Here is a 25,886-nt window from a genome sequence, read left to right as displayed (position 1 = left end):
GGCTCCTTGGACCTCGCTGTTTCCCGTCAGAACCCCGTGCCGTTCACCCTCCGCCCAGGTGAAGCCTCAACGCCGGCCGACAGCTGCGTATGCGGCACCCAGGTCCCGGTGGAACTCCCGTCCGGGCTCCGGTTGTAGGAGATGCCCACCGTCGTGTCCTGATAACCCGCGCTGTCCTGCACGGTGTTGTCCGGCCGCACCAGGAGCACGGTGTCGCCGCTGCTGCCCGTGTTGACGCCCCGGTTGAAGTACAGCCCTCCTCCCGAGGCCGCCGTGGCGTTCGTCACGCCTGCGGGCACCGCCGTCGGGCCCGAGTACACGACGTACGACTTGCCCGGCTGAATCATCGTCCCCGCCGGGAATACGTGCCGCGTGTCGTCTTCGCCCGCGTAGGAGCTGGCGTCGTGAATCTTCCAGCCGCCCAGGTCCACCGCCGTGGTGCCCGTGTTCACCAGCTCGACGAACTGCTGGTCATAATCCGGCGTCGTGGTGCCCGGTTTGTTATGCGACTGCGGCAGGTACTCGTTGATGAACACCTTGTACTGCGTCCCGCCCGTCCCCGTTCCACCGCCTCCCGCATTGCCGAAGTTGAAGCGGCTGATGATGGGGTAGTGGTCGGACGTGTTGTCCCGGTAGCCCGTGATGCTCGGCCGCAGCACCTGGGTCGAATTGGGGACGTAGCTGGCCCACAGCTCGTTGGTGACGAGCTGATGGTCGATGAACGTGCTGCGGCTCACCGTGCTGCCAATGCCTGCCTCGGACAGTGCCTGGGTGGTGAACCTGTAGTCGGCCGAGTCGTTCACGAAGTTGCGGTACGGCGATTCATATTTCAGCCCGGTGCTGGGATTGGTCGTCATGGACACATCCACGTCGTCATTCCAGTCACCCACCACCATGGCCCGTTGCGTGGGCAGGCGGAGGTCCATGTAGTCCTTGAGCCACCCGGAGGCCGACAGGCGCCGCGCGTAGTCGTCGGGACCGGCGAGCGCCTTCATGTGGATGACCAACGCCGTCACGTCCACGCTGGCGCCACCGCGCTGGATGCGCAGGTCCACGCGCAGCGGAGGGCGCCCGCCGAAGTCGTAGTCGTGGTTCAACAGCACGACCTCCGCCCGCAGCACCTGCACCACGTCCGACTTGAACAGCACGCCCACCTTCTGCTCGTTGGCCGAGTAGTAGCTCGTCCCCGCCGACACCCGCGAGCCGTCATCCGCCAGGAATCCGTCGTAGCCCGGCAGGCGCGCCTTCAGCTCGTTGAACTGCGCCGTGCTGACAATCTCCGCCAGTCCCCAGAAGTCCACGCCCGCGTCGGCGATGACGGCCTGGGCATTGGCCAACTGCAGCGGCTCGTCGTTGGGCCCATAGACCGGGTCCCCGAACCACTCGATGTTCCAGTTCCCCACCGAGAGCGGGAAGCTCCCATCCGGCGCGCCCCCATCCGGCGTCTGCCCGGGACCCACCACTTCCAGCCCCAGCTGGACCTCGGCTTCGGCGCCGTGGGCGTCGTGGACCCGCAGGGTGATGGGATAGGTCCCCTGTCCCTGGGCCTGCCCCGTCAGCAATCCCTCGGGGCTCAACGCGATGCCCGTGGGCAGCGAGCCCCCCACCAACTCCCACTGAAGGGGAGGTCGCCCACCGGTGGCGACCAGGACGTGCTCGTAGCTGCCCCCCTCCGTGGCGGCGGGGAGCCCGTCGCTGGTGACCTCCGGGCGTGGATAGATTTTCAGCGCATACGTCCGCACGTTCTCCAGGCCGTCCGCGTCCCGCACCGTCACGGTGATGGAGAAGTCACCTGCCTCGCTGCCCGGGCCCAGCAGCCGCCCCTCTCCCGTAAAAAAGGAGAAGCCCGGCGGCGGCGGTGACACCGTGTATCGCAGGGGCGGCTCGCCCCCGGACGCGGTGAACATGGCTTCGTAGGCAAGGCCCACCGTCGTCGGAGACAGCTCGACCGCGGGCAGACGGGGCGCTCCCGAGGTTCCACGTCCCTCGGAGCAGGAGCACAGCAGGGTGAGGACGGCGAGCATCCCCGCCATTCGGAAAAACGGCATGTCGGCGGGCTCCAGCGCGGGCCTCGAGGAGTGGGGCCTGCGACGCGCCCACTCTAGCCTCGACGGACGCTCGCATGCACGAGGCGCGTGGCACGAAAGGCAATGGCCGCCGACATCGTTCGTGTTTCAAGCAAGCGCTGGAAGGTTTTGCGCTCCGGGCAGCCGTGGAGTGGAATGGTTTTTCGGGGGGGATGACTGCCCCATGGAGGAGACAGCACATGGCCAACAAGTGGGACAAGCAGCTGATGGACTTCCTCAAGCGCACCGGTGACGAGCTCAAGCGCACCACCGATGACCTGCGCGGCGAGGCTGAGCGCCTCCTCAAGGAAGTGAAGGACCCTCAGAACCAGGCCAAGGTGAAGGAAGGCCTGGAGCAGCTGCGCACCTGGGCCGCCAGCACCAGCAAGGTGGCGGCGGAGAAGATTGAAGTCGCTGTGCGTCAGGTCGAGGGCGCCGTCGAGCGCGCCTTCACGAACGAGGAGGGCGGCGAGCAGGCCCCCCCCTCGCGCCCCGCCAAGGCGCCAGCCGAGCCCGCAGCCGAGGCCAAGGCTCCCAAGGCCAGCGCCTCCCGCCCCGCCGCGAAGAAGGCCGGGGGAAAGTCCATTGGCCGCAAGAAGCCCGCAGCCAAGGGAGCCGCCACGAAGACGGCGAAGAAGGCTGTTTCGGGTTCCAAGAAGACGATTGGCCGGCCCAAGAAGCCCGCCGCCAAGACCACCGCCGGAGCGTGAAGTTCCGCTGGGCGTGAAGCCCGCTTGCCCGGGGGCAGGCCGGTTTCCTTTGTCCTTCTCGCCATTTGGAAGGTCCCGCGGCGCGTGAGATAGTGCGCGCCGTGGCCGGCTCGAACGACAAGAGCAGAATCCAGACAGAAATCGGGCAGGACGTCATCGACGCGGCGGTTCGCAGCGTCGAGCGTCATATGGACGAAGAGGACGAGGTGACCGTCATCGAGGTGGAGGCTTCAGGCCCGTCCACCCCGGTGGAGGCCGAAGCGTCCGCGTCCCCCGCCGACACCAGTTCTCCGCCGTCTGACGCCGAGGCGCCCCCGTCCGAGGACGTGGCGGCGCTCCGCCAGGAGGTGGAGTCCCTCAAGGCCCAGCTCGAGTTCAGCCAGGCCAAGGGGCGCGAGACGATGGAGCGCCTGCGCGAGGCCCACGAGCGTGCGAAGGAGGCGCAGGAGCGCACCGTGCGTCACGCCGCGGACCTGGAGAACTACCGCAAGCGCGCGCAGAAGGAGAAGGAGGAGGTCCAGCGCTTCGGCTCGGAGAAGCTGCTCAAGGACCTGCTCCCCGTGATGGACAACCTGGACCGCGCGCTCGACGCCGCGACCAAGTCGCCGGACCTGGACAGCTTCGAGAAGGGCGTGGCCATGACGCGCAAGTCCTTCGAGGACGCGCTGGGCCGCCACGGCGTGAAGGGCTTCAGCGCCAAGGGTCAGCTGTTCGACCCGCGCATCCACGAGGCCATCCAGCAGGTGGAGACGACGGACGTCCCCGCCGGCCACGTCGCCTACGAAGTCGTGCGCGGCTTCTACCTCAATGAACGGCTGGTGCGTCCGGCCATGGTCGTCGTCGCGCGTGCGCCGGCTGAACCGGTCGCCGCCACCGAGCCGCCGGCCGTCGCCGAACCCGCCACCGACATCGAGGCGCCCGCCGCGCCCACGCAGTCCGAGAACTCTTCCGGGGGGAGTCAGTAACCAACATGGGCAAGGTGATAGGAATCGACCTTGGGACGACCAACTCGTGCGTCGCCGTCATGGAGGGCGGCGAGCCGGTGGTCATCCCCAACAGCGAAGGCAGCCGGACCACGCCTTCCATGGTGGGCTTCACTGACTCCGGCGAGCGCCTGGTGGGGCAGATTGCCAAGCGGCAGGCCATCACCAACCCGGAGAACACCGTCTTCGCGGCGAAGCGGCTCATCGGCCGCAAGTTCGACTCGCCCGAAGGCAAGAAGGCCATTGGCGTGTCGCCCTTCAAGGTGGCCTCCAGCCCCAACGGCGACGCGTGGGTGGAGATTCGCGGCAAGGGCTACAGCCCGCCGGAGGTCTCCGCCATCGTCCTGATGAAGATGAAGCAGACGGCAGAGGACTACCTCGGTGAGCAGGTCTCCGAGGCGGTCATCACCGTCCCCGCCTACTTCAACGACAGCCAGCGTCAGGCCACCAAGGACGCCGGCCGCATCGCCGGGCTCAATGTCCTGCGCATCATCAACGAGCCCACCGCCGCGGCCCTGGCCTACGGCCTGGACAAGGTGCAGGACGGTGGCACCGAGCGCATCGCCGTCTACGACCTGGGCGGCGGCACCTTCGATATCTCCATCCTGGAGCTGAACGCCGGCGTGTTCGAAGTGAAGAGCACCAACGGCGACACGTTCCTGGGCGGCGAGGACTTCGACCAGCGCCTCATCGACTACCTGGCCAAGCGCTTCGCGGAATCCAACAACGGGCTGGACCTGCGCAAGGACCGCATGGCGCTGCAGCGCCTGAAGGAAGCCGCCGAGCGCGCCAAGCACGAGCTGTCCAGCGCACCGGAGACGGAGGTGAACCTGCCGTTCATCACCGCCGATGCCTCCGGTCCCAAGCACCTGACCGAGACGGTGGACCGCGCCACCTTCGAGGCGCTGGTGACGGACCTCATCGACCGCACCATCGACCCGTGCCGGATTGCCCTGAAGGACGCGGGCATTCCCGCGCAGCAAATCAATCAGGTGCTGCTGGTGGGCGGCATGACGCGCATGCCGCGCGTGCAGGCGAAGGTGAAGGAGTTCTTCGGCAGGGAGCCGCACAAGGGCATCAACCCGGACGAGGTCGTCGCCGTGGGCGCGGCCATCCAGGGCGGCGTGCTCAAGGGCGAGGTGAAGGACGTCCTCCTGCTGGACGTGACGCCGCTGTCGCTCGGTGTCGAGACGGCGGGCGGGGTGTTCACGAAGATCATCGACAAGAACACCACCATCCCCTGCAAGAAGAGCCAGGTGTTCTCCACCGCCGTGGACAACCAGCCGCTGGTGAGCGTGCACGTGCTCCAGGGCGAGCGTGAGATGGCGGCGGACAACAAGACGCTGGCGCGCTTCGAACTGGTGGGCATCCCCCCGGCGCCGCGCGGCGTGCCGCAAATCGAGGTGTCGTTCGACATCGACGCCAACGGCATCGTCCACGTCAGCGCCAAGGACCTGGGCACCGGCAAGGTCCAGCAGGTGCGCGTGGTGAGCAACTCCGGCCTGTCCGAGGCGGAAATCCAGGCGATGATTTCCGACGCCCAGTCGCACGCCTCCGACGACAAGAAGAAGAAGGAGCTGGCGGAGCTGCGCAACAACGCCGACGGCCTCATCTACACGACGGAGAAGAGCCTGGAGGAGTACGCCAGCCTCCTGTCGGAGAAGGACCGCGAGGAAATCAAGGCGGACCTGGCGCGCCTCAAGGAGGTGCTCAACACCTCCGACGTGGCGGTGCTCAAGGAATCCTTCCAGCGCCTGGAAGGCAGCGCCTACCGCATCGCGGACGCCATCTACACGGGCCAGGCGAGCTGAAGGCTCGCAATCGCCTCCGCGCTCCAGCGTAGACTGCCTGCCGCGCAGTCAGTCCCCCTGGAGCGCATCAATGGACGTCACCGAAGGCATCGTCATGTTCCTCATCACCGCCATGGTGGTGGGGGTGCCCCTCTTCGGGCTCACGCTTCGCTTCTCCCTCAAGCCCCTGGTGGAGGCCTTCATCCGTTTGAAGGAATCCCAGCACGGCGGCATGGAGGTGCGGCTGCTCCGTGAGCGCGTGGCGCACCTGGAGCGTGTTCTGGAGGTGCACGGGCTGATGGATGACCACCTGCCCCGGTCGCTCCGCTCCGGCGCGCCCGAGCACCTTCCGGCCGTGGCGCCGTTGAAGGACCGGGAGCGCGTGTAAGTCGTCCCGGCGGCTTCGGGTTTCCTGAAAAGGACGTCCCGGGTGTTGAATGGGCCCGTGGATTTTCCCTCTTTAGAGGAAGAGGTCGTTTTTCTCCGGGGTCTGGTCTCCGTGCATCGGATGGCCGACGTCATCCTGGAGGACTGCCTGGAGCGGGGCTTGGACCTGGACTCCGGGCTCGACGTGTTTCTCACGCAGTGTGCCCGGCTGGTGCATGCGCGCGCGGGCTTCGTGTCCCTGCGAGGGACGCGAGGCCCGGTGCTGACGCGGGTGCTGGGCGAGCCCGGGGTGGACGTCCTGGAGGCGGCGCACTGGCGAGGTGTCCGCAAGCTGGATGGGGGCCGGACGCTCTTCTGCACGCGGCTGGCCCTGGGCAGCCTGGAGCTGGGAGGCCTGGGGTTGGTGGTGGAGGGCGCCTTCGACGGCGGCGGCGGGCTGGTGATGAAGCTGGTGGAAGCCATTGGCGAACAGCTCGACACCGCCGTGCTGGGCTTCCTCGCGCTGACAGACGGCAAGGGCGCGCTGGAGCGGCTGGACGCGCTCACCGCGGAGCCGCCTCCGGCCTCACGGGGCCACATTGGCCGCTATGAGGTGGTCACACCGCTGGGCACCGGGGGCATGGCGCAGGTGCTGGTGGCGCGGACCCGAGGCCCGGAGGGCCTGGGCCGGCTGGTGGCCCTCAAGCGCATCCTCCCGCACCTGTCCTCGGACCCTTCCATCGTCCAGCAGTTCCTGGACGAGGCCCGCATCGGCCTGCGGCTCTCCCACCCCAACCTGGTGCACTTCTACGACTTCGGCGAGGCGGAGGGCGCGTACTACATCGCCATGGAGCTGGTGCGCGGCGTGGACCTGGCGCGGCTCCTCCGCTCGGCCAAGGGCCCGCTGGAGACGGCGCACGCGGTGGCCGTGGTGTGCCAGGGCCTGGCGGGGCTGCATGCGGCGCACGTGCTACAAGGCGAGGACGGCGCGCCGCTCGAGCTGGTGCACCGGGATTTGTCCCCGCACAACCTCATGGTGGGGTTCGACGGGCGGGTGAAGGTGCTGGACTTCGGCGTGGCCAAGGCCCGCGCCCAGCGCACGGTGACGCTGCCGGGCATCGTGAAGGGCAAGCCGCTGTACATGTCCCCCGAGCAGGCGCGCGGCATGAAGCTGGATGCGCGAAGCGACCTGTTCGCCATGGGGCTCGTTCTCTACCAGGCGCTCATCGGCGCGCGGGCCTTCGAGAAGCCCGACGAGTTGGCCACCATGCACGCCATCTGCGACGAGGCCCTTCCGCCGCGGCCTTCGCGCATCCCCCGGGCGCTCTGGGACGTGCTGGAGACTGCACTTGCCAAGCGCCCCGAGGCGCGCTTCGGCAGCGCGCGGGAGATGGCGGACCGGCTGGCGGATGCCTGCCGTCCGGCGAACGACTCGGAGCTGGTGCGGCTCATGGCGAAGCACTTCCCCGACCGGCATCGCGAGTTCATGCAGTTGGACCGCCCGCCCTCCAGGCCTGCCTCCGCGGGAGGGCTGTCCCGGGACGAAACGCCCATCATGCGACCGCGGCTCCGGAAGTCCTCACCCTGACGAAGCGGGGAGGGAGACCCGGCCCCTCCCGGGAGGAGAGAGGGGCCGGGGGCGCGCTCAGTACCCACGCTTGAGCGGGTCGTCGGAGGGCGCGTTCAGCGTACGAGCCCGCTCGTCGCTGCCCTCGGTGCGGACGTCCACCTCTTCCCGGCGTACGTGCTCGGAGATGTGGCGCTCCTCATCCACCTCGTCCTTGTGGATGACGACCTCCTCGTCGACGACGGTGCGCTTCTGGACTTCGACTTCCTCGGCGCGCAGCGGGACGACGACGGTCTCCTCCTGGAACGAGGCATTCATCGCCGGGCGTCCCGGGCTCACGTCCCGGCGCTCCACGCGGACGCGCTCGCGGCGCACCGGCACGTCCATCTCCCGGTCCTCCTCCACCACGTCCTTGTGGACACGGACCTCACCGGCCTGGACGTCCCGCTTGAGCACGTCCACCTCCTCCCTGTGCAGGGGGATGGTGATGTCCTCCTCTCGGCCGTGGATGCCCCGCGCGCCCACCGCGGTGTCCGTGGCTCTCAGGCCCGCGGTGTCCGTGGTGGCGTCCATGCCCGTGCTGGCGCGGGCCGCGGCCCGGTCGGCGCCCAGTCCCACCGCGCCCGGACCCACGCCCGCGCCGCCACCCGTGCCGGCGATGGTGCCCGTGCGGTCCTCCTCCGTCAGCCGGCTCAGCATCTCCTTGCCGTGGCTGAGGATGATTTCCGAGCCGTCGATGCGACTGATTTCCGAGTACCGGACCAGGTAGTCCTTCGGGAAGAAGAGGCCCTTCTCGATGTGGAATTCGCCGTCGCCGACGGCGAAGACCTTGCCGAGCTTTTCGCCGTCGATGCTGCGGACGACCATCCCTTCGTTGACGTCGCTGCGTTGGTACATGGCTGGCTCCTCGTGACCGGGGCGGGTGGACCTGCTGGCCACACCTTGGACCCCGGCGCTGGTGGAGGCCCCGCGTGCGAGCGCGAGGCCCTGGGGTTTCCACCCCGGTCATCATGGAAGGTGTGAGCGCTCGGTCCCGGTGACAGGGGCCGAGGACACAGTGCCAGTTGGCTTGGCACCGTGCCTGCCCGCCCGAACGCCCGCCTGTCCTTTCGCCTGCCCTGGCGACACCGCGCCGGCGGCCGTGGTCCGGGGCTTCTCAGGGTGCGGCGGCCCACCCCATCTTCAAGCGAGGTGCGTCCGGGCCGCGTGCCGTGAGCACCCAACGGGAGACCGTCATGAGGAGCAGGCAGGGAACCTGGGAGCCGTGGCGCTGGAGTGATTCGTGGATGGGCGGCGCGGCCGCGGGCGTGGGGGCGCACCTGGTGGTGCGTGGCATCCACCGGCTGCTCCGCCCGGACCTGCGAGGCCCCGTGGTGGGCGTGGCCTGCGCCTCCGGGATGCTGGGCGCCCTGGTGGCGGGCCGGCTCGCGCGCCATCGGCTCCGGCCGCCTCCAGTCCTGGCCCTGGTGCCCGCCCCGCCGCCCGCTGTCTGCAAGCCCGCGGCGCTGGAGACGGCCCCGGACCCGGAGCGCCCCAGCACGCCCCTGGAGCGGGTGCTCCGGCGCGGGCCGAATGGCCGGGAGCATCCTTGGAACGAGCCCGGGTTGCCCACGCAGGCGTGAGCCGCGAACCACACCACACGAGAGGAGTCCTCCGATGCGCACGGACGTACGGGAAGGGATGCGGGTCTTCACGGCGGATGGGACCCGGTTGGGCACCGTGGTGGGCTGTGGCGGGGAGACCTTCGCCATCGAAGGAGGGCTGCTGCGGCTGAAGTCCTTCACCGCGCGCTACGGCGACGTGGTGGACGTGCGCGGAGAAGACGTGCACCTGGGGCTGACGCGGGACGAGGTGTCATTGGCGCAGGAAGGCCCGGCGCAGGCGCGGTCAGGTCACCCCGAATCCGTGCTCTCCGCCGAGTTCGCGACGCCCGGCGAGCTCGTGGTGCCCCTGGCCCGCGAGGAGGCCCATCCTCACGTGGTGGTGCGGGAGGCAGGACAGGTGCGCATCCACAAGGTGGTGCGGACCGAGGTGCGGCACTTCTCCGTGCCCGTGCGCCGCGAGGAGTTGGTGGTGGAGCGGGTGTCCGAACAGGCCGTGGACGCCGAGGGCCCGCCGGCGCCAGAGGCCGTGGCGTCCGCCCGGCCGGTGCTGGAGGGGCTGGTACCCTTCGAGGCGGGCACCTTCGTCATCCCCCTGCGCGAGGAGCGGGTGGAGGTCACCAGGTCCGTGCATGTCTGGCAGGAGGTTGCGGTTTCCCGGTACACCGACGAGGTGCTCCGGCAGGTTCACGCCACCGTTCGGAAAGAGACGGCGGAGGTGGAGGAGCGGGGTGAGGTGCTCCACGACGGCCCGTTGGACGGGCTGCACTCCTGACTGACGCGCCGCACAGGGGGTGTGTGACGGGGGCTCGGGACGGCTGCACGCTTGACCCATGGAGAGGTGTCCCCTAGAAAACCAGGGCTTTGCCGTGTCAGTTTCCGAGAAGGGAAGCCCCGCATGCGACGACTTGCCCCGATGCTCCTCGCCGCGCTCGCCGTCATGGTGGCCGCTTGCGAGAAGAAGACGCAGCCTGCTCCTTCGGGTGAAGGAGGTACTCAGGCCGCGCAGGGGCAGGGGGCGGCGCCCGGGGGCGCTCCGGCGGACGCGAACACCATCCTGCTGGGCCAGGTGGGCTCGCTCACCGGTGGCCAGGCCACCTTCGGCATCTCCACGCGCAACGGCATCGAGCTGGCCCTCAAGGAGGCCAACGCCGCGGGCGGGGTGAAGGGCAAGAAGCTGTCCATCCGCGTCTACGACAACCAGAGCAAGCCCGAGGAGGCCGCCCAGGCCGCCACGCGCCTGATTACGCAGGACAAGGTCGCGCTCATCCTCGGTGACGTGGCGTCGTCCAACTCGCTGGCCATGGCGGAGAAGGCGCAGGCGGCGGGCGTGCCGATGATTACGCCGTCCTCCACCAACCCCACCGTCACCGAGAAGGGTGACTACATCTTCCGCGTCTGCTTCATCGACCCGTTCCAGGGCTTCGTGATGGCGAAGTTCGCGCGGGAGAACCTGAAGCTGAACACGGTGGCGGTGCTCCAGGACAACAAGAGCGCGTACTCCATTGGCCTGGCGGACGTCTTCAGGCGCAAGTTCACGGAGATGGGCGGCAAGGTGACGGCCGTGGAGAGCTACAGCCAGGGCGACACGGATTACCGCGCCCAGCTCACCGCCATCCGCAAGTCGCAGCCGGAAGGCATCTACGTGCCGGGCTACTACAGCGAGGTGGGCATCATCGCCCGCCAGGCGCGCGAGGTGGGCCTGAAGGTTCCGCTGATGGGCGGCGACGGCTGGGACTCCGAGAAGCTCTTCGAGCTGGGCGGCAGCGCCATCGAGGGCAGCTACTTCTCCAACCACTACTCGCCGGACAACCCGGATCCGCGCGTGCAGAAGTTCATCGCGGACTACAAGGCCGCGTACGGCGCGGTGCCGGACGCCCTGGCCGCGCTGGGCTACGATTCCGCCCGCGTGGCGGTGGGCGCCCTGGAGCGCGCCAAGGACCTGAGCGGCCCCTCCGTGCGTGACGCCATTGCCCAGACGAAGGACTTCCCGGGCGTGGCGGGCACGGTGACACTGGATGCCCAGCGCAACGCCGTGAAGTCCGCCGTCGTCCTCAAGGTCGAGGATGGCAAGACGCAGTACGTCACGACCATCAATCCCTAATGGCGCAGCTCCTCCAGCACCTCATCAACGGCCTGGCCGCCGGCACCATCTACGCGCTCGTCGCGCTTGGCTACACGATGGTGTACGGCGTCCTGAAGCTCATCAACTTCGCCCACGGCGACGTCATGATGGTCGGCGTCTACATGGGCTACGCCACCGCGTTCGCGCTCGGGCGCGACATGCGCAGCTCCCTGCTGGGCGTGGCCGTCGTGTTCGCGGTGGCCATGCTGGGCTGCGCGCTGCTCGGGTTCTTCATCGAGCGCTTCGCGTACCGCCCCCTGCGGGAGAAGCCGCGCCTCACCGCGCTCATCACCGCCATCGGCATCTCCTTCGCGCTGTCCTACGGCTTCCAACTGGACATCGGCTTCCTGCCGGGCGCGGCGCCGCGGGCCTTCCCGGAGGTCATCGAGCCGGTGGAGTGGCTCGTCATTGGCGACCGGGACGTGGTGGTGTGGAACTGGCAGGTCATCAGCTTCGGCATCGCCGTGGCGCTGATGGTGGGCCTGCAGTACCTGGTGTTCCGCACGCGCTTCGGCCAGGCCATGCGCGCGGTGTCTTGGGACCACCGCGTGGCGGCGCTGATGGGCATCCCCACCGACCGCGTCATCGCGCTGACGTTCATGCTGAGCAGCGCGCTGGCGGCGGGCGCCGGCCTGCTCTACGCCATCAAGGACACGTCGGTGAGCCCGCTGATGGGCCTGTACGTGGGCCTCAAGGCCTTCGTGGCGGCGGTGATTGGTGGCATCGGCCACGTGCAGGGCGCCGTGGTGGGCGGCCTGGTGTTGGGCCTGGTGGAGGAGTTCGTGGTGGGCTACGCGGCCAGCACCTGGCGTGACGCGGTGGCCTTCGGCTTCCTCATCCTGGTGCTGCTGGTGAAGCCGGGCGGCCTCTTCGGCCGCGTCGCCGCGGAGAAGGTCTGATGGAGACTCCGGCGATTCCCGTCCCCCAGGCCCGCTCCGCCGTCCCCGCGTCGCTGCGCGGCCTGCTGCCCGTGCTGCTGGCGCTGCCGGTGCTGGCGCTGTTCCAGTGGCTGATGAGCGATGCGCCCTTCGCCTCCTACCTGCTGTCGGTGGTGGGGGTGAACATCATCCTCGCGGTCAGCCTCAACATCGTGAACGGGATGACGGGGCAGTTCTCCATTGGCCATGCGGGCTTCATGGCGGTGGGGGCCTACATCTCCGGCGTCCTGTCGCTGAACCTCAAGGACGTGGCGCTCTCCTTCCTGTCGGTGGCGGTCAGCGACCAGGTGTTCTTCGTCGTGTCGCTGCTGGTGGGCGGCCTGGCGGCGGCGCTATGCGGCTTCCTGGTGGGCCTGCCCTCGCTGCGGCTGCGCGGGGACTACCTGGCCATCGTCACGCTGGGCTTCGGCGAAATCATCCGCGTGGTGGTGCAGAACACGGACGCGTTCGGCCGGGCGCTGGGCCTTTCCGGAATCCCCCAGACGTCCTCGCCGGCCATGGTGTACTTCTTCGTGTTCCTCACGGTGCTGGTGGCCCGGCGCATCACCGGCTCCAGCCACGGCCGCAGCCTGTGGGCCATCCGCGAGGACGAGGTGGCCGCCGAGGCCATGGGCGTGGACACCACGGGCTACAAGGTCCGCGCCTTCGTCATCTCGTCGTTCTTCGCCGGCATCGCCGGCGCGCTGTTCGCGCACTTCGTGCCCATCATCAACCCCGGCTCCTTCACCTTCGTGAAGTCGATGGAAATCGTCGTCATGGTGGTGCTGGGCGGCCTGGGCTCCACGACGGGCGCCATCATCGCGGCCACGTTCCTCACACTGCTGCCCGAAGGCATGCGCTCGCTGTTCACCCTGCTGGGGGCTGAAGGCAGCCTGGCGCAGAAGGTGGACCAGATTCGCATGCCCGTGTACGGCCTGCTGCTGGTGGTGCTGATGCTGGCGCGGCCCCAGGGCCTGTTCGGGACGAAGGAAATCTGGGACGTGCTGCCGCGGTGGATTCCGCGCAAGCGCAGGGGGCTGGCGTGAGCGCGGCCGTGCAGGAGACGAAGGCGGAGGCCGGAGCGCCGTTGCTCCAGGCGGATGGGGTGAGCATCCAGTTCGGCGGCCTCAAGGCGCTGACGGACTTCAACCTCTCCGTGCGGCAGGGTGACCTGCAGGGGCTCATCGGCCCCAACGGCGCCGGTAAATCCACGGCGTTCAACGTGCTGACCGGCGTGTACCAGCCCACCCAGGGCGAGGTCCGCGTGGGCGGGCAGCGGGTGAACGGGTGGCTGCCGCATCAAATCAACCACCTGGGGCTGGCGCGCACCTTCCAGAACATCCGCCTGTTCCGCGCGCTCACCGCGTTGGACAATGTGAAGGTGGCGTGCCGGGCGCAGGGCTCGCTGCACCCCGAAGGCGTGGGGCTGGGCGCGAAGGTGAAGGGCGCCTTCATCAACTACCGCGACTGGTGGCGCGCGCTGCTGCTGACGCCTCGCTTCCAGCAGGAGGAGCGGGAGTTGACGCAGCAGGCGGAGCACCTGCTGGAGGTCATGGGCCTGTCGCACCGCCGCGACGAGGAGGCTCGCAACCTGCCTTACGGCGAGCAGCGCCGGCTGGAAATCGCGCGCGCGCTGGGCACGCAGCCCAAGGTGCTGCTGCTGGACGAGCCCGCGGCGGGCATGAACACCCGTGAGAAGGCGGACCTGATGGTGCTCATCCGCAAGCTTCGGGACGACTTCAAGCTGGGGGTGCTCGTCATCGAGCACGACATGAAGCTGGTCATGGGCATCTGCGAATCCATCACGGTGCTGGACCACGGCGAGACGATTGCCCGGGGCGCGCCGGCGCAGGTGCGCAGCGACCGGAAGGTCATCGAGGCGTACCTGGGTGACAGCTATCTGGAGAGCCATGGAGGGGCGGCGTGAGCGACGCGCAGGTGAAGACGCTGGGGGAGCGCCAGGCCTTCCCGCCGCTGCTGTCGGTGGACGGCATCAAGGTGCACTACGGCGCCATCCAGGCGCTCAAGGGTGTGTCACTGACGGTGGGCAAGGGCGAGGTGGTGGCCCTCATCGGCGCCAACGGTGCGGGCAAGACGAGCACCCTGCGCGCGGTGAGCGGCATGCTCAAGCCCAGCGCCGGACGCATCCAGTTCAACGGGCACGACACCACGAACATGAAGGCGCACCAGTTGGTGCCGCGCGGCATGGCGCACGCGCCGGAAGGCCGGGGCGTGTTCCCCAACATGTCCGTCCAGGAGAACCTGGAGCTGGGCGCGTACCTGCGCACGGACACCTCCGGCATCCAGCAGGACCTGGAGAAGAGCTTCACGCTCTTCCCGGTGCTCAAGGAGCGCCGCAAGCAGATGGCGGGGACGCTGTCGGGCGGCGAGCAGCAGATGCTGGCCATTGCGCGCGCGCTGTTGAGCAAGCCGCAGCTGCTGCTGTTGGATGAGCCTTCGCTGGGGCTGGCGCCGCAGGTGACGGAGGCCATCTTCCGCACCCTGCGCGAGGTGAATGCCACGGGCGTGAGCGTGCTGTTGGTGGAGCAGAACGCCCATCTGGCGCTCAACGCCGCGCACTACGGCTATGTGTTGGAGACGGGCGAGGTCGTGATGGCGGGGCCGGGCAAGGCGCTCCTGGAGAGCGCGGAGGTCCGGCGTGCGTATCTCGGCGAGTAGTGGCGGGTGCTACGTCCTCTCGCCGACGCTCCGGTAGAGTCCGGCGCGCAATGAAAATGGCTCCCCTCCCAAAGTCGGGTAGTCAGCAACCAGGAAGTTCGTCTAGCGTCCTTCGACGCGCTGCGTTCAACCACACTCAGGAAGTGTGCCCATGTCCCCGTTGTCCCGCCTTGTCGCCAGCCTCGCCACCCTGTCGCTGATTGCCGCCGCGTGCGCCGGTCAGCAGAAGCCCGATAACCGGGAAGCCACCTCGACCATCGAGGAGGTCGCCAACGAGGGTGGAGAGGAGACCCCCGCCGTCGCGTTCAACGTCATGGATGCTCCCGAGGGCTTCACCGTGAAGCTGCCGGGGCCCCCGCCGCAGGCGCAGCGCAGCGAGGCCGCCCTGCCGAAGCGGACGGACAAGGCCACGCTCGTCACGTACGCGGCCAATGAGGGCGGTGTCAGCTACATCGTCAACGCGGTGGACTACCCGGAGGCGTTCGTCGCCACGGTGCCCGCCGAGGCGCTCATCAACGGCGGCATCCAGGGCATCGCCGGGCAGGTGGGTGGCGAGCTGAAGAGCTCCGAGGACATCACCCTGGATGGCTACCCGGGCAAGGCCTACATGCTGGCGTCGCCGAGCGGCGAGGTGAAGGGCCGCAGCTTCCTGGTGGGGCCGCGCGTGTACAACCTCATCACCGTCTACAACGCGGGCATCGGCGCGCCGGGCGCGGACGAGTTCCTCACCTCGCTCACGCTGGTGAACCCGCCGCCGAAGATTGAGCTCCCGGAGGCCGACGCGGGCACGGACGCCGGGACGGCCGGTGCGGCCGACGGCACCGGGGCCGCCGTGGAGGGTGGCGAGGACGCCGGGAGCGCGCCGGACGCGGGCGCCCGTCGCCGCCGCGCCAAGTAGAGCGTTGTCCCTGGGACACGCTTCCTTCCTGGGGAGCGTGTCCCGCGATACCGCGCTGAAGGACCCTGGGCGTTAGGTTCTCCCATGACAGGAGGCCGCCATGTGGGACCCGGCGCAGTACTCACGCTTTCGCGACGAGCGAAAGCGTCCCTTCTTCGATTTGCTGTCGCGGGTGGACGCGGCGTCGCCCTCCCAGGTCGCGGACCTGGGGTGTGGCACCGGGGACCTCACGCGCGTGTTGGCCGAGCGCTGGCCGTCCGCCCAGGTGTCCGGTGTGGATGCGTCCTCGGAGATGATTGAGGCGGCCCGTCGCGGTGCGTCCGTGGGCTCGGTGCGCTTCGAGGTAGCGGACCTCGCGGACTGGGAGCCTCCCGCGCCGCTGGACGTGCTCGTGTCCAATGCGGCGCTGCATTGGCTGCCGGACCACGAGGTGTTGCTCGGGCGGTTGGTGGCGAAGCTGGCGCCCGGCGGGGTGCTGGCCTTCCAGGTGCCGGCCAACTTCGATGCGCCTTCGCACCGGCGTGTCGACGAGGTGCGGGCCTTGCCGCGCTTCGCTTCTGTCCTGGCGCCCGTGCGGCGCAGGCCGGTGGAGTCCCTGCCTGTGTATGCGTCCTGGCTGTTCGGCCTGGGGCTGACGGTGGAGGCCTGGGAGACAACGTACCTGCACGTGCTCCCGGGCGAGGACGCGGTGCTGGAGTGGCTGCTGGGGACGACGCTGCGGCCCGTGCTCGCGGCGCTCGGGGAGGAGGAGGCGCGCGCCTTCGTGGAGACGCTGCGCCCGTTGCTGCGCGAGTCCTATCCCGCGCAGCCGTATGGGACGCCGTTCCCGTTCACCCGCCGCTTCGTGGTGGCGCGGCGGGTGAGGTGAGCCGGTTTACTGGGGCCAGTGGAGAATCTGACCCGCGTTGCCCGCGACCCAGAGGTCCGCGGGACTGGTGCCAGCGATGTCGTTGAAGCGCAGGCTCGTGTTCTCGAAGACAATCTGCCACCCCGTGCCGTCGTACCGGTAGATGCGGCCGTTGAACGCGGTGACGTAGACGGACTTCGAACCGAAGGCGACGACGGAGGTCAGTTCTTCCTTGTGAGTGTCGGGGAAGGACAGCCTGCTCCAGTTGCTGCCGTCCCACTGGAGGACCGTGTTCTTCCCGCCCGTATGGTCACCGACGGCGAAGGCGACCTTGTCGTTCACCACCCAGACGCCGCGAAGTCGGCCCAGGCCTGAGATTGCGGTCTCCACGCTCTCCGACTGCCACTGACTGGTGTTGGTGTTGAAACGGTAGATTCGAGGTCTGCTGGACCCTCCATCGAAGCCGCCCACCGCGAACAGCAATGACCGGGAACGTCCGTGGACGTCGTGCAGCGGCCCGACAGTGGTGGTTCCGAATTTCAGCTCATTCGCCCCGGCTTCTCCGGTCCACGTGAAAGTCAGGCCTTGGTTCGCTGAGCCGGAGTTCTCAGTGACCCCATGAATCTCAAGGGTCCCTTCGCGGCGGAAGCCGACGAGCCCTCGGATCCATCGGGACATGTCATGCGTCTGGGTGCAGGCATTCTGACTCCTGTCCAGGAAGGTGAGGCTACCTCCCGACGAGCCGAGGTAGAGGCGGCCCTGGTTGGCCATGTCCGTCCAGACGGCGTTCCAGCCCCTGTTGTTGTCGCCGCAGTTGGTCGCGTTGGTCTGGAATGTGGTCGAGCCCGGCGTGAGAATCGCGACGCCTCCCTGATTGCCCACGACAGTCACATCACCTGAGACCTCCGTGAAGATGGAGCGCCACTCCTGATTGGTTGCACCCACGGTCCGGGCCGCCCAGTTGGCACCACCGCTCGGGCAGACCTCGGGGCCTTCGACATTCCCGTCGCAGTTGTTGTCCAGGCCGTCGCACAACTCCGGCGCGCCAGGGTAGGTGAACGGGTTGCCGTCGTTGCAGTCACCACCAGCCTCGACGTAGCCCGCGCCAGGCGAGACGCAGGACGTCACGGCCGTGCCATCACCAAAGGTGTCTCCGTCACCGTCCAGGAACCAGTCGTTGGGCGTCGCCGTGGGCTGGCAGGTGGTGGCGATGCCCGAGGCGTCGCAGACGTAGACGCCGGGGCACTGGGCGGTCGCGGTGCACGCCGTGCCGAGGTCGGTGAACGTCTCGTCAATCTGGTCGTTGCAGTTGTCGTCGACGCCGTTGCAGAGCTCCGTCGCTCCTGGCCGGATGCTGGCGTTGTTGTCGTTGCAGTCGTCCGCGGGACCCGTGACATAGCCCTGCGGGATTCCGGCGCAGAAGGCGACGGGAGCGGCGTTCCGGTCGCCGTGTCCATCCTGGTCCACGTCGGGGTAGGCATACGCGGCCAGCGGCATGTTGCAGATGACCTCGCCGTTCCCACCGCACGCACGGACGCCCTCACAGCCTTCGCCCTCCGTGCAGCTCTGGCCCAGGCGCAGCTCCACCGTGTCCGACTGCCCGTTGCAGTTGTCGTCGACGTTGTTGCAGAGCTCCGTCGCGCCCGGGTGGATGTTCGGGTTGTTGTCATGGCAGTCCGTGCCGCCCGTGAGCACGGAGACGTAACCGTCGCCGTCCCCATCCGTCGCCTGGAGGGACAGGGCCACCGGGACGGGGGTTCCTGGCGTCAGCGTCACGGACGTGGACCGCGTCACCACGGGGCTCGCGGCCTCGCAGGTCTGCTCGAAGGCGCGCGCCTCCACCTGGATGGTCGAGCCCCAGCCGCTGGGCGCAATCACCGCGACCGTCAGCGAGCCTCCGGTGGGCTCGCCCTTGCCGGCAACGGTGGTGGAGAGCTCCTTGCCGCTGCCCTCGTCGCGTGCGTTCACCTGAACGCAGCCGGGCAGAAAGCCCGAGTAGTCCACCGTGACTTTGGCAGCGCCAGGGCTTTCGTCCTTCTTACAGTTGGCCAGCGCGAGGAGAGGGAGGAGCACCAGAACGCGTCGCATGCGGACACTCTATCGCGTCCGTGCCCCGCCGCTGCATCCTCGCGAGCCCGCACCTACCTCACGGACGGGAAGTCGGAGTGGACCACTTCCAGGCGTACATCCGCGGCGATGCTAGCGGGCGTCACCAGCTCCAAATCCAGGGGAACCCGCTTCCCGTAACGTTCGCGGAGCTGGTGCTCCAGGCCCTTCACGCGGAGCGAGTCCAGCCGCTCCATTTTCCCATATTCCAAGCCCGCCCCCTGGGCGTAGGCCTTGCGCACCAGCTCCGAGCAGTACATCGCGTCGTCCCCCCAACCGAAGTGCCAGTCATACGGCTTGCCCAGGTGCGCCTTGGCCGCCGTCACCGCCTGCTGGCGCTGCGCCTCGCTCAGTTCATGAGGGCGTAGGACGAGGATGCCGCCCTTCACGCCCCGGGCCTTCCACTTCGAGAACGGGATTCGCTGCACCGGCTGCACGGCCTCCACGACCCACGCGCCCTGTTCGGTCACCTCCACCATGCCCACATGGGACAGGGGGCTCTGCGTGGCCTTCTGGATGGCCTGTGACTGCGAGGAGCGCGAGGTGTGCAGGACGATGTCTCCCGTCTGCAACCTGGCCTCCAGGCCCTCATGTGGCGCCGCGCCCGCGTTGTGGGCCCCGAACCACACCATCAGCATGACCATCCACCGCATTGACGAGTCCTTTCAGGTGCCTGGCTGCTTCCGGAGTGCGGAGAGTGCAGCCTGGATGCCAGCCGTCACGAGGGTGCCGCTACCCCAGCGTGCGGGTGAGGGGCACCTCCACTCGGGGCAGGTAATGGCCGCCCTTGCTCTCGAAGAGCACCAGTTGGTCCACACGCCCTTCGCCCAGTGACGTGTCCTTCAGCGCCTGGACGCATGCGAGGAGGGCGGCGTCTCCACGCGGGTGTTTCGCGCGGGCCAGCGTGAGGTGCGCGGTGTACTCGCGATGCTCGGACTCGAAGCCAAGCGGCTGGAGCGCCTGGGCGGTATCCGCTTGCAAGGCCTTCAGCGCGTCCGTGGCGCCGCACACATCCGCCCAGAGCACGCGTGGGTGGGCGGGCGCGCCAAAAGCGCCGCCACCGACGACAGACAGCACGAAGGGGGAATGCCGAGCTCCGATCGGCGCCAGGGCGTCGTGGATGGTGGGCAGGCGTGCGTCATCCACGTCGCCCAGGAACACGAGCGTGAGGTGGAGGCCCTCCAGCTTCACCCAGCGGGCCTGGGGGGCCAGGGGGCGCAGCCGGTGCAACTCCTCGGTGGTGCGCGCTTCGATGGCGGGCCCCAGGGTGACGGCGGTGAACAGGCGCATGACTCACGGCTCCTGACATCGTGGGCGAGACACAGTCCTTCGACTCTCTTCAGCATGGGAGCCGGTGGGTGTCGCCCTGCTCGTGTCCGGTGCCACCAGGAGCGCTGCGGGGGGCGCCTTCCAGTTCGAGCCGGCGGCGGGCGGTGTCGTGCCCCACCGCCGGCCCCTGATGCGACAGGGACTCAGTACGCCTTGGAGAAGACGATGCGGCCCGGCGAAGGCTCGCCGGTGACGACGCACTTGCCCGGCTCCTGGTTGAGGTCGAAGGGACGGCAGCGCGTCGTCAGGCCCGTCTCCTCCTTGATGCGCGCCTCCACCTTGGGGTCCAGGTTCCAGTGCGCCAGCAGGAAGCCCTGGTCCGCCTTCTCCTTCAGCTCCTCGTAGGAGTTGACCTCGAAGGTGTGCGAGTCGCGGAAGGACTTGGCCTTGGTGAACAGGTCCTTCTGCATCGCGTCCAGCATGGCCTGGGCCTTGGACACGGCCTCGTCCAGCGACACGAACTCCTTCTGGCGCACGTCGCGGCGGACCATGACGCAGGAGTTCTTGGCCAGGTCCTTGGGCCCCAGCTCGATGCGCAGACACGTGCCGATGAGCTCGTGCTCGTTGTACTTGAAGCCCGGGCTCTTGGTGTCGTCGTCGTCCAGCACTACGCCCAGGCCGGCCTTGCGCAGGTCCGCGGCCAGCGCGTTCGTCTTCTCCAGCACCTGCGCCTTCTCCGCGTCGGAGGCCTTGCCGAAGATGGGGATGATGACCACGTGCGTGGCCGCCAGCTTCGGCGGGACGATGAGGCCGGCGTCATCCGAGTGGGTCATGATGAGGCCGCCGATGAGGCGCGTGGACACGCCCCAGGACGTCTGCCACACGTGGTGCATCTTGCCGTCGCGGCCCTGGAACTGGGTGTCGAAGGCCTTGGCGAAGTTCTGTCCCAGGTTGTGGCTGGTGCCCGCCTGGAGCGCCTTCTTGTCCTGCATCATCGCTTCGATGCTGTAGGTGCGCAGCGCGCCGGCGAAGCGCTCGGACTCCGACTTCTGGCCGGTCAGCACCGGCATCGCCATGTAGTCCTCGGCGAAGGTCCGGTAGACCTCCAGCATCTGCCGGGTCTCCTTCTCCGCGTCCTCTTCCGTCTCGTGACAGGTGTGGCCTTCCTGCCAGAGGAACTCGGTGGTGCGCAGGAACAGGCGCGTGCGCATCTCCCAGCGCATCACGTTCGCCCACTGGTTCAGCAGCATCGGGAGGTCCCGGTAGCTCTGGATCCACTTGGCGAAGCTGCGGTTGATGATAGTCTCACTGGTGGGCCGGATGACGTAGGGCTCCTCCAGCTTGGAACCACCCGCGTGGGTGACGACGGCCAGCTGCGGGTTGAAGCCCTCGACGTGCTCGGCTTCCTTCTTCAGGTAGCTCTCGGGGATGAGCAGCGGGAAGTAGGCGTTCCTGTGGCCCAGGTCCTTGAACATCTTGTCCAGGACGCGCTGCATGTTCTCCCACAGCGCATAGCCATTGGGCCGGATGACCATGCAGCCCTTCACGTCCGAGTAGTCGGCGAGCTTCGCCTTCTGGACCAGGTCGACGTACCACTCGGAAAAGCCCTTCTCGCGGGGCGTGAGCTTCTCGGCCATGTGCGGAGCACCCTTCAAAAGTCGTGGAAAGAGGACGGTTGCCTACGCCGGGCCCACCCGGAAATCAACGGCCCCGTCACCCGGACGGGCACTGGGTCTCTTCCTGGACGGGATTGTATTTTTCGACCAATGGTCAGAATAATGAGCTCCGGTTGAATCCGCATCCAGGAGGCAGTCATGTTTCGCCAGGTGGCCGACGACGTGCACGTGCTCGCGGTGGAGTTCCGCATCGGGGGGATGGATTTGGGGGGCCGGATGACGGCCGTTCGCCTGCCGGATGGGGGGCTGTGGCTCCACTCGCCCGTCCGCTTCAGTCCGGAGGCAAGGGCGGCGGTGGATGCGCTCGGGCCGGTGCGCTTCCTGGTGGCGCCCAACCTGATGCACCACCTGTACGTGCGGGACTGGGCGGCGGCCTATCCAGACGCGAAGGTGGCCGCGCCCGCGGCGCTGCGGCGCAAGCGGCCGGACCTGCGCATCGACCTGGAGTTGGGTGACACGGCCGAGGCCAGCTGGGCCAGCGTCCTGGACCAGGTGCTCGTCCAGGGGATGCCCAAGGTGGACGAACTGCTCTTCTTCCACCGCCCGAGCCAGACGCTGTTCGTCACCGACCTGGCGTTCAACGTGCACCGGACGCCTTCGTGGTTCACCCGCATGTACCTGAAGCTGAGCGGCGCGTGGCAGCGGCTGGCGCCGACCATGCTGATCCGCTCCGTCATCAAGGACCGGGAGGCCGTGCGCGCGTCCCTGGCGCGGGCCCAGGCCTGGGACGTGGAGCGCGTGGTGGTGTGTCACGGTGACGTGGTGGAGCAGGGCGGCCGGGAGGCGGTGCGGAATGCCTTTGCCCGGTTCTAGCGGCGGTGGCCGCAAGCCCGCGCCGGGCCGCCGTCGCCCGGCCGCGTCACCCGCCGCGCCCATCCCCGCGCCGGCTCCCACCGCCGAGCCCTCCGAGCGCGAGGCGCGCAAGGCGCGGCGTCAGGAGGGACGCCGTCAGGCCATCCTCGTCGCCGCACGGGCGGTGTTGGTTCGGGGCGGGGTGTTGGGACTGACCCTGGAGGCCGTGGCGGCGGAGGCGGACCTGAGCAAGCCTTCACTTTTCTACTACTTCCGCTCCAAGGAGGACCTCGTGGGGGCGTTGGCGGTGGAGGGACTGGAGCGCGAGGTGAAGGTGCTGGAGGCGGCGGTGACGGCCGCGGCCAGCGGCGTGGAGGCCCTGGCCGCGCTGGTTCGGGCCCGGGTGGATTTGTACTCGGAGGACCTGGACGGCTTCCGCGTCGTCTATCTGTGGCCACAGTTGATGGGGCGGCAATCCGAGGCCCACCAATCACGGGTGTTGGCGCTGAGTGGACAGCTGAATGACGTGCTGGAGGCGCGGCTCCAGGCGGATGCGCGCGCGGGCCGACTGGCCCCGGGGCTCCAGCCGCGTCGGCTGGCCAACCTGGCCTGGACCGTGGCGCACGGGGTGCTTTCCCTGGGGGCCGGACTGGAGCACTCCGGTGTGGGAACGCGCTTCACCTTGTCTCAACTTCGTGACGAGGCCTGTGCGGTATTGCTGCGCAGTAGCGGCCGTTAGGGTGGCTGTGAAGGGTGGGAGGGGCGCGCTATGTAGAGAGCCTCCTTCCCGTCGTTCCTTTTTGGAGGCTTCATGCGGTCGTACCTTGCATCACTCGGAGTTGCCGGCGTTGTGTCGGCGTGCCTTGTCTCCGGTTCCGCGTTCGCCAATTCCATGGGCATCAGTGGCCGAAGCGGCAAGCAGGGCTCAAGCCTCACTTGTGCAGAGTGCCACACCGGCGGCAGCGCGCCCACGGTGACCATCGAAGGGCCCGCCACGCTGGCGCCGGGCGCCACCGGCAACTACACGCTCGTCGTCCGGGGCGGTCCGGCCTCCGGCGCGGGCTACAACGTGGCGGTGAGCGACAACGGCGGCACGCTCAACCCGGGCACGGGTTCGCAGAAGCTGAGCGGGGAAGTCACCCACAAGAACATCCAGGCGTTCTCCGGCGGCGCGGCCCGCTTCGACTTCACCCTGGTGGCGCCGTCCACTCCCGGCACCGTCACCCTGTACGGCGCGGGCAACTCGGTGAACGAGAACGGCACCGATCAGGGAGACGCCTCCGCGGCCACCACGCTCAACGTCACCGTGGCGACTGGCGGCGGCAACGGCGACGGTGGTGGTGATGACGGCGGTGGCTGCGCCGCCGCGGGCGGTATCCCGTTGCTGGGCGCGGCCCTGGTGCTGCTCGGCACCCGCCTGCGCCGCCGCCGCTAGGCCTCGTTGAAAGGAGGCCTCCGTGCGCGACAGCGCCGTCAGTGACCGGAGGCCACCGAGGCGGTGAACTCGTCGGGCAGGAAGGCGGCGAAGGGCGGCACCCGTCGAATCTTTCGCCGGGAGTTGCCCGCCAGCCGCAGGATGGCCACGGACACCAGTCCCAGTCCCACGGCGCTGCGCAGGGGCGCTGGTCGGCGTGCGCGGCGCCGGGCGCGGTAGCGCAGGAGTCCCACGGGCAGCAGGGCGGCGGGAATGGCCATCAGCGCCCACGAGCGCCAGCGGGACCGGCCAGACGAATCGGATGCCAGTGTCGTTTTCATGAAGAAACAGGTTGGGCGTGGGATGGAGCAGGGGGAAGGGTGGCCCGGACCGGACGCAGGCCGGCTCCCGGGTCGGGCCCCTCCCGTGGAGGGCGGACACGGCCTCGCCACCCTGCTTGCTGATGGCCCGCCAGGCCGGCTGCCTTCCGGACGAGCCTGGGGGGCAGGGCGACAGGTCCGCGGAGGGGGCTTAACATCGCGCCCCTTCCGCCCATGAGCCTTCGCCGCCTCCTCCCCATCCTGTTCCTGATGGGGCCGCTCGCGTGTGTGACCGGCCCTAGCCACCTCGCCTCCATCGAGTCCGTCGCCGCCGTACGGCGCGTCCCGGGAGAGCTGCGGGTGATGACCTTCAACATCCAATCCGGTGCCCGCGGGTTGGAGCGCGTGGCGCACGTGATTCGCGCCGCGGTGCCGGACGTCGTCGCCTTGCAGGAGGTGGACGTGGGGTCCACCCGCGCGCGCGGCCTGGACCAGACGGAGGAGCTGTCCCGCCTCACCGGCCTGAAGCACCGCGCCCACTTCCGCACCACGGATTTGTTCGGCGGGGCCTACGGCATCGCCGTGCTGTCGCGCTTCCCGCTGGAGGCGCTGGCGCAGTACCCGCTGCCAGGGCCGCGCGGCGCGGAGCCTCGCACGGTGGCGCATGCGGTGGTGGAGGTGGACGGGCGCGAGGTGAGCGTCTACCTCACGCACCTCATCCGCCGGCCCTTCAACAGCGACACCCGCGTGCGGCAGAGCGCGTACGTGGCGCGGCTGATGGCACAGGACTCGCGGCCCAAGGTGTTGATGGGGGACCTCAACGACGGACCGGATTCACGCTCCACGCGGCTGCTGCGGCGGGCCCTGCATGACGTCGCCGCTGCGACCGGAGGCACGGGAGGCACGTATCCGCTGCCGCTCTTCCTGCCCACGCTGCGCATCGACTACGTGCTGGCGTGTGATGCCTTCACGTCCGTGGCCAGCCGGGTGCTGCGCGTGGACGTGTCCGACCACTACCCCGTGGTGGCGGACCTGCGGCTGAAGCCGGAAGCCATGCCCGTGGTCGCCGAGCGCGCGGCCACCGGCACCGCGCCTTGAGTAAGGCGCGGGCCGGCGCGGGCGTCAGCCGACGTTGAAGCGGTACAGCACTTCGTTGTCGTCGCGCGTGAAGCCCTTGAGCACCTGGTGCTCGAGGTTCTGCGCGCCCAGGTAGGCCAGTCCGCCGGAGGCGAAGCCCATGACGGACAGCTCGAAGTAGGGGTGCGGCCGGGGAACGTTGGTGATGTGCAGGTCGGTGTGGTCCTGACCAGGGAGCACGTTGAGGTCGCCCTCGGTGAAGTAGCCCTTCCAGATGCCGGGGGTGAACAGCAGGAAGCGCCGGAAGTCACCCTGGCTGAACATCGCCTTGAGCTGCCCCTGGCCCAGGGCGTACTCGGCGGACTTCACGCCGAACTGCCAATAAGCGTTCGGGTTGTTGTTGTAGAAGCGCGCCAGCAGTTCGTCGTTGAGCCGGAGGAACGCGTCCGCCGGCATGCGCGACACCGGCATCACGGGCTTGGAGTAGAAGGGCTCCTTCTTCGCGAAGTCGGTGAGGAACGCCTTCCAGGCCGCCTCCCCATGGGTCTGCACCATCAACTGTTGCCGGGCCAGGAAGGCGACGCCTTTGACTTCCATTCACGCTCTCCGCGGGGGGCGCGGACGCCCCGCGTTTGGGTTTGCAGGCCACAGTGTGCTGTAAATGTTTCATGAGACGAAGCGGT

Annotated in this window: 26 protein-coding genes; 18 read left to right on the top strand and 8 right to left on the bottom strand. The window is 68.7% G+C overall.

What is annotated here, in order from left to right; all coding sequences use genetic code 11:
• Positions 1 to 26: 26 nt before the first annotated feature.
• Positions 27 to 2,048 carry a lamin tail domain-containing protein gene (locus BHS09_RS34300; protein ID WP_140800157.1) on the bottom strand — a complete coding sequence of 674 codons (2,022 nt, stop codon included), beginning with the start codon at positions 2,046 to 2,048 and terminating at the stop codon, positions 27 to 29.
• 218 nt (positions 2,049 to 2,266) lie between these two features.
• Between BHS09_RS34300 and BHS09_RS34295 the strand changes: the two genes are divergently transcribed.
• The 5 genes from BHS09_RS34295 to BHS09_RS34275 all read left to right on the top strand — a co-directional run bounded on the left by BHS09_RS34295 (position 2,267) and on the right by BHS09_RS34275 (position 7,503).
• Positions 2,267 to 2,776, top strand: coding sequence for a transcriptional regulator (locus BHS09_RS34295; RefSeq protein ID WP_140795580.1), 510 nt, complete (start codon positions 2,267 to 2,269; stop codon positions 2,774 to 2,776).
• Between the two features lie 92 nt (positions 2,777 to 2,868).
• Positions 2,869 to 3,741, top strand: coding sequence for a nucleotide exchange factor GrpE (grpE, locus tag BHS09_RS34290; RefSeq protein WP_140800156.1), 873 nt, complete (start codon positions 2,869 to 2,871; stop codon positions 3,739 to 3,741).
• A 5-nt stretch (positions 3,742 to 3,746) separates the two neighbouring features.
• Entirely contained in the window at positions 3,747 to 5,570 is a 1,824-nt protein-coding gene (dnaK, locus tag BHS09_RS34285; protein WP_140795578.1) for a molecular chaperone DnaK, read from the top strand.
• A gap of 70 nt (positions 5,571 to 5,640) precedes the next feature.
• Positions 5,641 to 5,937 carry a hypothetical protein gene (locus BHS09_RS34280; protein ID WP_140800155.1) on the top strand — a complete coding sequence of 99 codons (297 nt, stop codon included), beginning with the start codon at positions 5,641 to 5,643 and terminating at the stop codon, positions 5,935 to 5,937.
• Positions 5,938 to 6,057: 120 nt separating this feature from the next.
• On the top strand, positions 6,058 to 7,503 hold the full coding sequence (locus tag BHS09_RS34275; RefSeq protein ID WP_237080003.1) for a serine/threonine-protein kinase: 1,446 nt from the start codon (positions 6,058 to 6,060) through the stop codon (positions 7,501 to 7,503).
• 57 nt (positions 7,504 to 7,560) lie between these two features.
• Here the strand turns inward: BHS09_RS34275 and BHS09_RS34270 are convergent, their stop codons facing one another.
• A complete protein-coding gene (locus BHS09_RS34270) occupies positions 7,561 to 8,379 on the bottom strand; it encodes a YsnF/AvaK domain-containing protein (RefSeq protein ID WP_174260612.1) in 819 nt (272 codons plus the stop codon).
• Positions 8,380 to 8,717: 338 nt separating this feature from the next.
• Between BHS09_RS34270 and BHS09_RS34265 the strand changes: the two genes are divergently transcribed.
• The 9 genes from BHS09_RS34265 (at position 8,718) to BHS09_RS34225 (ending at position 16,570) form a co-directional block, all read left to right on the top strand.
• Entirely contained in the window at positions 8,718 to 9,104 is a 387-nt protein-coding gene (locus BHS09_RS34265) for a hypothetical protein (protein ID WP_237080002.1), read from the top strand.
• 34 nt (positions 9,105 to 9,138) lie between these two features.
• The gene (locus BHS09_RS34260) at positions 9,139 to 9,858 is read left to right on the top strand and encodes a YsnF/AvaK domain-containing protein (RefSeq protein ID WP_237077735.1); all 720 of its coding nucleotides are present in this window, start codon (positions 9,139 to 9,141) and stop codon (positions 9,856 to 9,858) included.
• 123 nt (positions 9,859 to 9,981) lie between these two features.
• Complete coding sequence (locus tag BHS09_RS34255) at positions 9,982 to 11,187, top strand: ABC transporter substrate-binding protein (RefSeq protein WP_140795574.1); 1,206 nt, start codon at positions 9,982 to 9,984, stop codon at positions 11,185 to 11,187.
• The gene (locus BHS09_RS34250; RefSeq protein WP_140795573.1) at positions 11,187 to 12,107 is read left to right on the top strand and encodes a branched-chain amino acid ABC transporter permease; all 921 of its coding nucleotides are present in this window, start codon (positions 11,187 to 11,189) and stop codon (positions 12,105 to 12,107) included. The genes BHS09_RS34255 and BHS09_RS34250 overlap by 1 nt, the downstream gene beginning before the upstream one ends.
• The gene (locus BHS09_RS34245) at positions 12,107 to 13,171 is read left to right on the top strand and encodes a branched-chain amino acid ABC transporter permease (RefSeq protein ID WP_140800152.1); all 1,065 of its coding nucleotides are present in this window, start codon (positions 12,107 to 12,109) and stop codon (positions 13,169 to 13,171) included. The genes BHS09_RS34250 and BHS09_RS34245 overlap by 1 nt, the downstream gene beginning before the upstream one ends.
• A complete protein-coding gene (locus tag BHS09_RS34240; protein ID WP_140795571.1) occupies positions 13,168 to 14,052 on the top strand; it encodes an ABC transporter ATP-binding protein in 885 nt (294 codons plus the stop codon). The genes BHS09_RS34245 and BHS09_RS34240 overlap by 4 nt, the downstream gene beginning before the upstream one ends.
• A complete protein-coding gene (locus BHS09_RS34235) occupies positions 14,049 to 14,804 on the top strand; it encodes an ABC transporter ATP-binding protein (protein ID WP_140795570.1) in 756 nt (251 codons plus the stop codon). Before BHS09_RS34240 ends, BHS09_RS34235 begins: the two co-directional genes overlap by 4 nt.
• A gap of 151 nt (positions 14,805 to 14,955) precedes the next feature.
• The gene (locus BHS09_RS34230; protein WP_237077734.1) at positions 14,956 to 15,702 is read left to right on the top strand and encodes a hypothetical protein; all 747 of its coding nucleotides are present in this window, start codon (positions 14,956 to 14,958) and stop codon (positions 15,700 to 15,702) included.
• Positions 15,703 to 15,802: 100 nt separating this feature from the next.
• Positions 15,803 to 16,570 carry a methyltransferase domain-containing protein gene (locus BHS09_RS34225; RefSeq protein ID WP_140800151.1) on the top strand — a complete coding sequence of 256 codons (768 nt, stop codon included), beginning with the start codon at positions 15,803 to 15,805 and terminating at the stop codon, positions 16,568 to 16,570.
• A 6-nt stretch (positions 16,571 to 16,576) separates the two neighbouring features.
• Here BHS09_RS34225 and BHS09_RS34220 read toward each other — a convergent pair whose 3' ends face one another.
• The 4 genes from BHS09_RS34220 to proS all read right to left on the bottom strand — a co-directional run bounded on the left by BHS09_RS34220 (position 16,577) and on the right by proS (position 21,579).
• Positions 16,577 to 18,637 (bottom strand): putative metal-binding motif-containing protein, encoded by a 2,061-nt coding sequence (locus tag BHS09_RS34220; RefSeq protein WP_140800150.1) that lies wholly within the window; start codon positions 18,635 to 18,637, stop codon positions 16,577 to 16,579.
• A 53-nt stretch (positions 18,638 to 18,690) separates the two neighbouring features.
• Positions 18,691 to 19,308 (bottom strand): YiiX family permuted papain-like enzyme, encoded by a 618-nt coding sequence (locus tag BHS09_RS34215; RefSeq protein WP_140800149.1) that lies wholly within the window; start codon positions 19,306 to 19,308, stop codon positions 18,691 to 18,693.
• A gap of 79 nt (positions 19,309 to 19,387) precedes the next feature.
• Positions 19,388 to 19,945: an RNA 2',3'-cyclic phosphodiesterase gene (gene thpR, locus BHS09_RS34210; protein ID WP_140800148.1), complete on the bottom strand. Its 558-nt coding sequence runs from the start codon at positions 19,943 to 19,945 to the stop codon at positions 19,388 to 19,390.
• Positions 19,946 to 20,127: 182 nt separating this feature from the next.
• Positions 20,128 to 21,579 carry a proline--tRNA ligase gene (gene proS / locus BHS09_RS34205; protein ID WP_201800543.1) on the bottom strand — a complete coding sequence of 484 codons (1,452 nt, stop codon included), beginning with the start codon at positions 21,577 to 21,579 and terminating at the stop codon, positions 20,128 to 20,130.
• Between the two features lie 159 nt (positions 21,580 to 21,738).
• Between proS and BHS09_RS34200 the strand changes: the two genes are divergently transcribed.
• From BHS09_RS34200 to BHS09_RS34190, 3 genes are all read left to right on the top strand, one after another.
• Positions 21,739 to 22,413, top strand: a complete 675-nt coding sequence (locus tag BHS09_RS34200) for a DUF4336 domain-containing protein (protein WP_140800146.1) — start codon at positions 21,739 to 21,741, stop codon at positions 22,411 to 22,413.
• Positions 22,394 to 23,131, top strand: coding sequence for a TetR/AcrR family transcriptional regulator (locus BHS09_RS40005; RefSeq protein ID WP_140800145.1), 738 nt, complete (start codon positions 22,394 to 22,396; stop codon positions 23,129 to 23,131). Before BHS09_RS34200 ends, BHS09_RS40005 begins: the two co-directional genes overlap by 20 nt.
• Before the next feature lie 72 nt (positions 23,132 to 23,203).
• Positions 23,204 to 23,827, top strand: a complete 624-nt coding sequence (locus BHS09_RS34190) for an MXAN_6652 family MXYO-CTERM-anchored protein (protein ID WP_140795561.1) — start codon at positions 23,204 to 23,206, stop codon at positions 23,825 to 23,827.
• 38 nt (positions 23,828 to 23,865) lie between these two features.
• On the opposite strand, the gene BHS09_RS34185 is transcribed toward BHS09_RS34190, so the two are convergent.
• Positions 23,866 to 24,087 carry a hypothetical protein gene (locus BHS09_RS34185; RefSeq protein WP_140795560.1) on the bottom strand — a complete coding sequence of 74 codons (222 nt, stop codon included), beginning with the start codon at positions 24,085 to 24,087 and terminating at the stop codon, positions 23,866 to 23,868.
• A gap of 273 nt (positions 24,088 to 24,360) precedes the next feature.
• Between BHS09_RS34185 and BHS09_RS34175 the strand changes: the two genes are divergently transcribed.
• Positions 24,361 to 25,224, top strand: coding sequence for an endonuclease/exonuclease/phosphatase family protein (locus tag BHS09_RS34175; RefSeq protein WP_140800144.1), 864 nt, complete (start codon positions 24,361 to 24,363; stop codon positions 25,222 to 25,224).
• Positions 25,225 to 25,248: 24 nt separating this feature from the next.
• Here the strand turns inward: BHS09_RS34175 and BHS09_RS34170 are convergent, their stop codons facing one another.
• A complete protein-coding gene (locus BHS09_RS34170) occupies positions 25,249 to 25,800 on the bottom strand; it encodes a hypothetical protein (RefSeq protein WP_140800143.1) in 552 nt (183 codons plus the stop codon).
• Positions 25,801 to 25,886: the final 86 nt, after the last annotated feature.

This window comes from Myxococcus xanthus, from assembly GCF_006402735.1.
Taxonomy (GTDB): Bacteria; Myxococcota; Myxococcia; order Myxococcales; family Myxococcaceae; genus Myxococcus; species Myxococcus xanthus_A.
This window is presented reverse-complemented; position numbering and strand designations above follow the sequence as displayed.

Coding starts and splice junctions, on each gene's coding strand:
- BHS09_RS34300 (WP_140800157.1), bottom strand. CDS start 2,048: ATGCCGTTTTTCCGAATGGCGGGGATGCTCGCCGTCCTCACCCTGCTG.
- BHS09_RS34295 (WP_140795580.1), top strand. CDS start 2,267: ATGGCCAACAAGTGGGACAAGCAGCTGATGGACTTCCTCAAGCGCACC.
- dnaK (WP_140795578.1), top strand. CDS start 3,747: ATGGGCAAGGTGATAGGAATCGACCTTGGGACGACCAACTCGTGCGTC.
- BHS09_RS34280 (WP_140800155.1), top strand. CDS start 5,641: ATGGACGTCACCGAAGGCATCGTCATGTTCCTCATCACCGCCATGGTG.
- BHS09_RS34275 (WP_237080003.1), top strand. CDS start 6,058: ATGGCCGACGTCATCCTGGAGGACTGCCTGGAGCGGGGCTTGGACCTG.
- BHS09_RS34270 (WP_174260612.1), bottom strand. CDS start 8,379: ATGTACCAACGCAGCGACGTCAACGAAGGGATGGTCGTCCGCAGCATC.
- BHS09_RS34265 (WP_237080002.1), top strand. CDS start 8,718: ATGAGGAGCAGGCAGGGAACCTGGGAGCCGTGGCGCTGGAGTGATTCG.
- BHS09_RS34260 (WP_237077735.1), top strand. CDS start 9,139: ATGCGCACGGACGTACGGGAAGGGATGCGGGTCTTCACGGCGGATGGG.
- BHS09_RS34255 (WP_140795574.1), top strand. CDS start 9,982: ATGCGACGACTTGCCCCGATGCTCCTCGCCGCGCTCGCCGTCATGGTG.
- BHS09_RS34250 (WP_140795573.1), top strand. CDS start 11,187: ATGGCGCAGCTCCTCCAGCACCTCATCAACGGCCTGGCCGCCGGCACC.
- BHS09_RS34245 (WP_140800152.1), top strand. CDS start 12,107: ATGGAGACTCCGGCGATTCCCGTCCCCCAGGCCCGCTCCGCCGTCCCC.
- BHS09_RS34230 (WP_237077734.1), top strand. CDS start 14,956: ATGTCCCCGTTGTCCCGCCTTGTCGCCAGCCTCGCCACCCTGTCGCTG.
- BHS09_RS34225 (WP_140800151.1), top strand. CDS start 15,803: ATGTGGGACCCGGCGCAGTACTCACGCTTTCGCGACGAGCGAAAGCGT.
- BHS09_RS34220 (WP_140800150.1), bottom strand. CDS start 18,637: ATGCGACGCGTTCTGGTGCTCCTCCCTCTCCTCGCGCTGGCCAACTGT.
- BHS09_RS34215 (WP_140800149.1), bottom strand. CDS start 19,308: ATGCGGTGGATGGTCATGCTGATGGTGTGGTTCGGGGCCCACAACGCG.
- thpR (WP_140800148.1), bottom strand. CDS start 19,945: ATGCGCCTGTTCACCGCCGTCACCCTGGGGCCCGCCATCGAAGCGCGC.
- BHS09_RS34200 (WP_140800146.1), top strand. CDS start 21,739: ATGTTTCGCCAGGTGGCCGACGACGTGCACGTGCTCGCGGTGGAGTTC.
- BHS09_RS40005 (WP_140800145.1), top strand. CDS start 22,394: ATGCCTTTGCCCGGTTCTAGCGGCGGTGGCCGCAAGCCCGCGCCGGGC.
- BHS09_RS34190 (WP_140795561.1), top strand. CDS start 23,204: ATGCGGTCGTACCTTGCATCACTCGGAGTTGCCGGCGTTGTGTCGGCG.
- BHS09_RS34185 (WP_140795560.1), bottom strand. CDS start 24,087: ATGGCCATTCCCGCCGCCCTGCTGCCCGTGGGACTCCTGCGCTACCGC.
- BHS09_RS34175 (WP_140800144.1), top strand. CDS start 24,361: ATGAGCCTTCGCCGCCTCCTCCCCATCCTGTTCCTGATGGGGCCGCTC.
- BHS09_RS34170 (WP_140800143.1), bottom strand. CDS start 25,800: ATGGAAGTCAAAGGCGTCGCCTTCCTGGCCCGGCAACAGTTGATGGTG.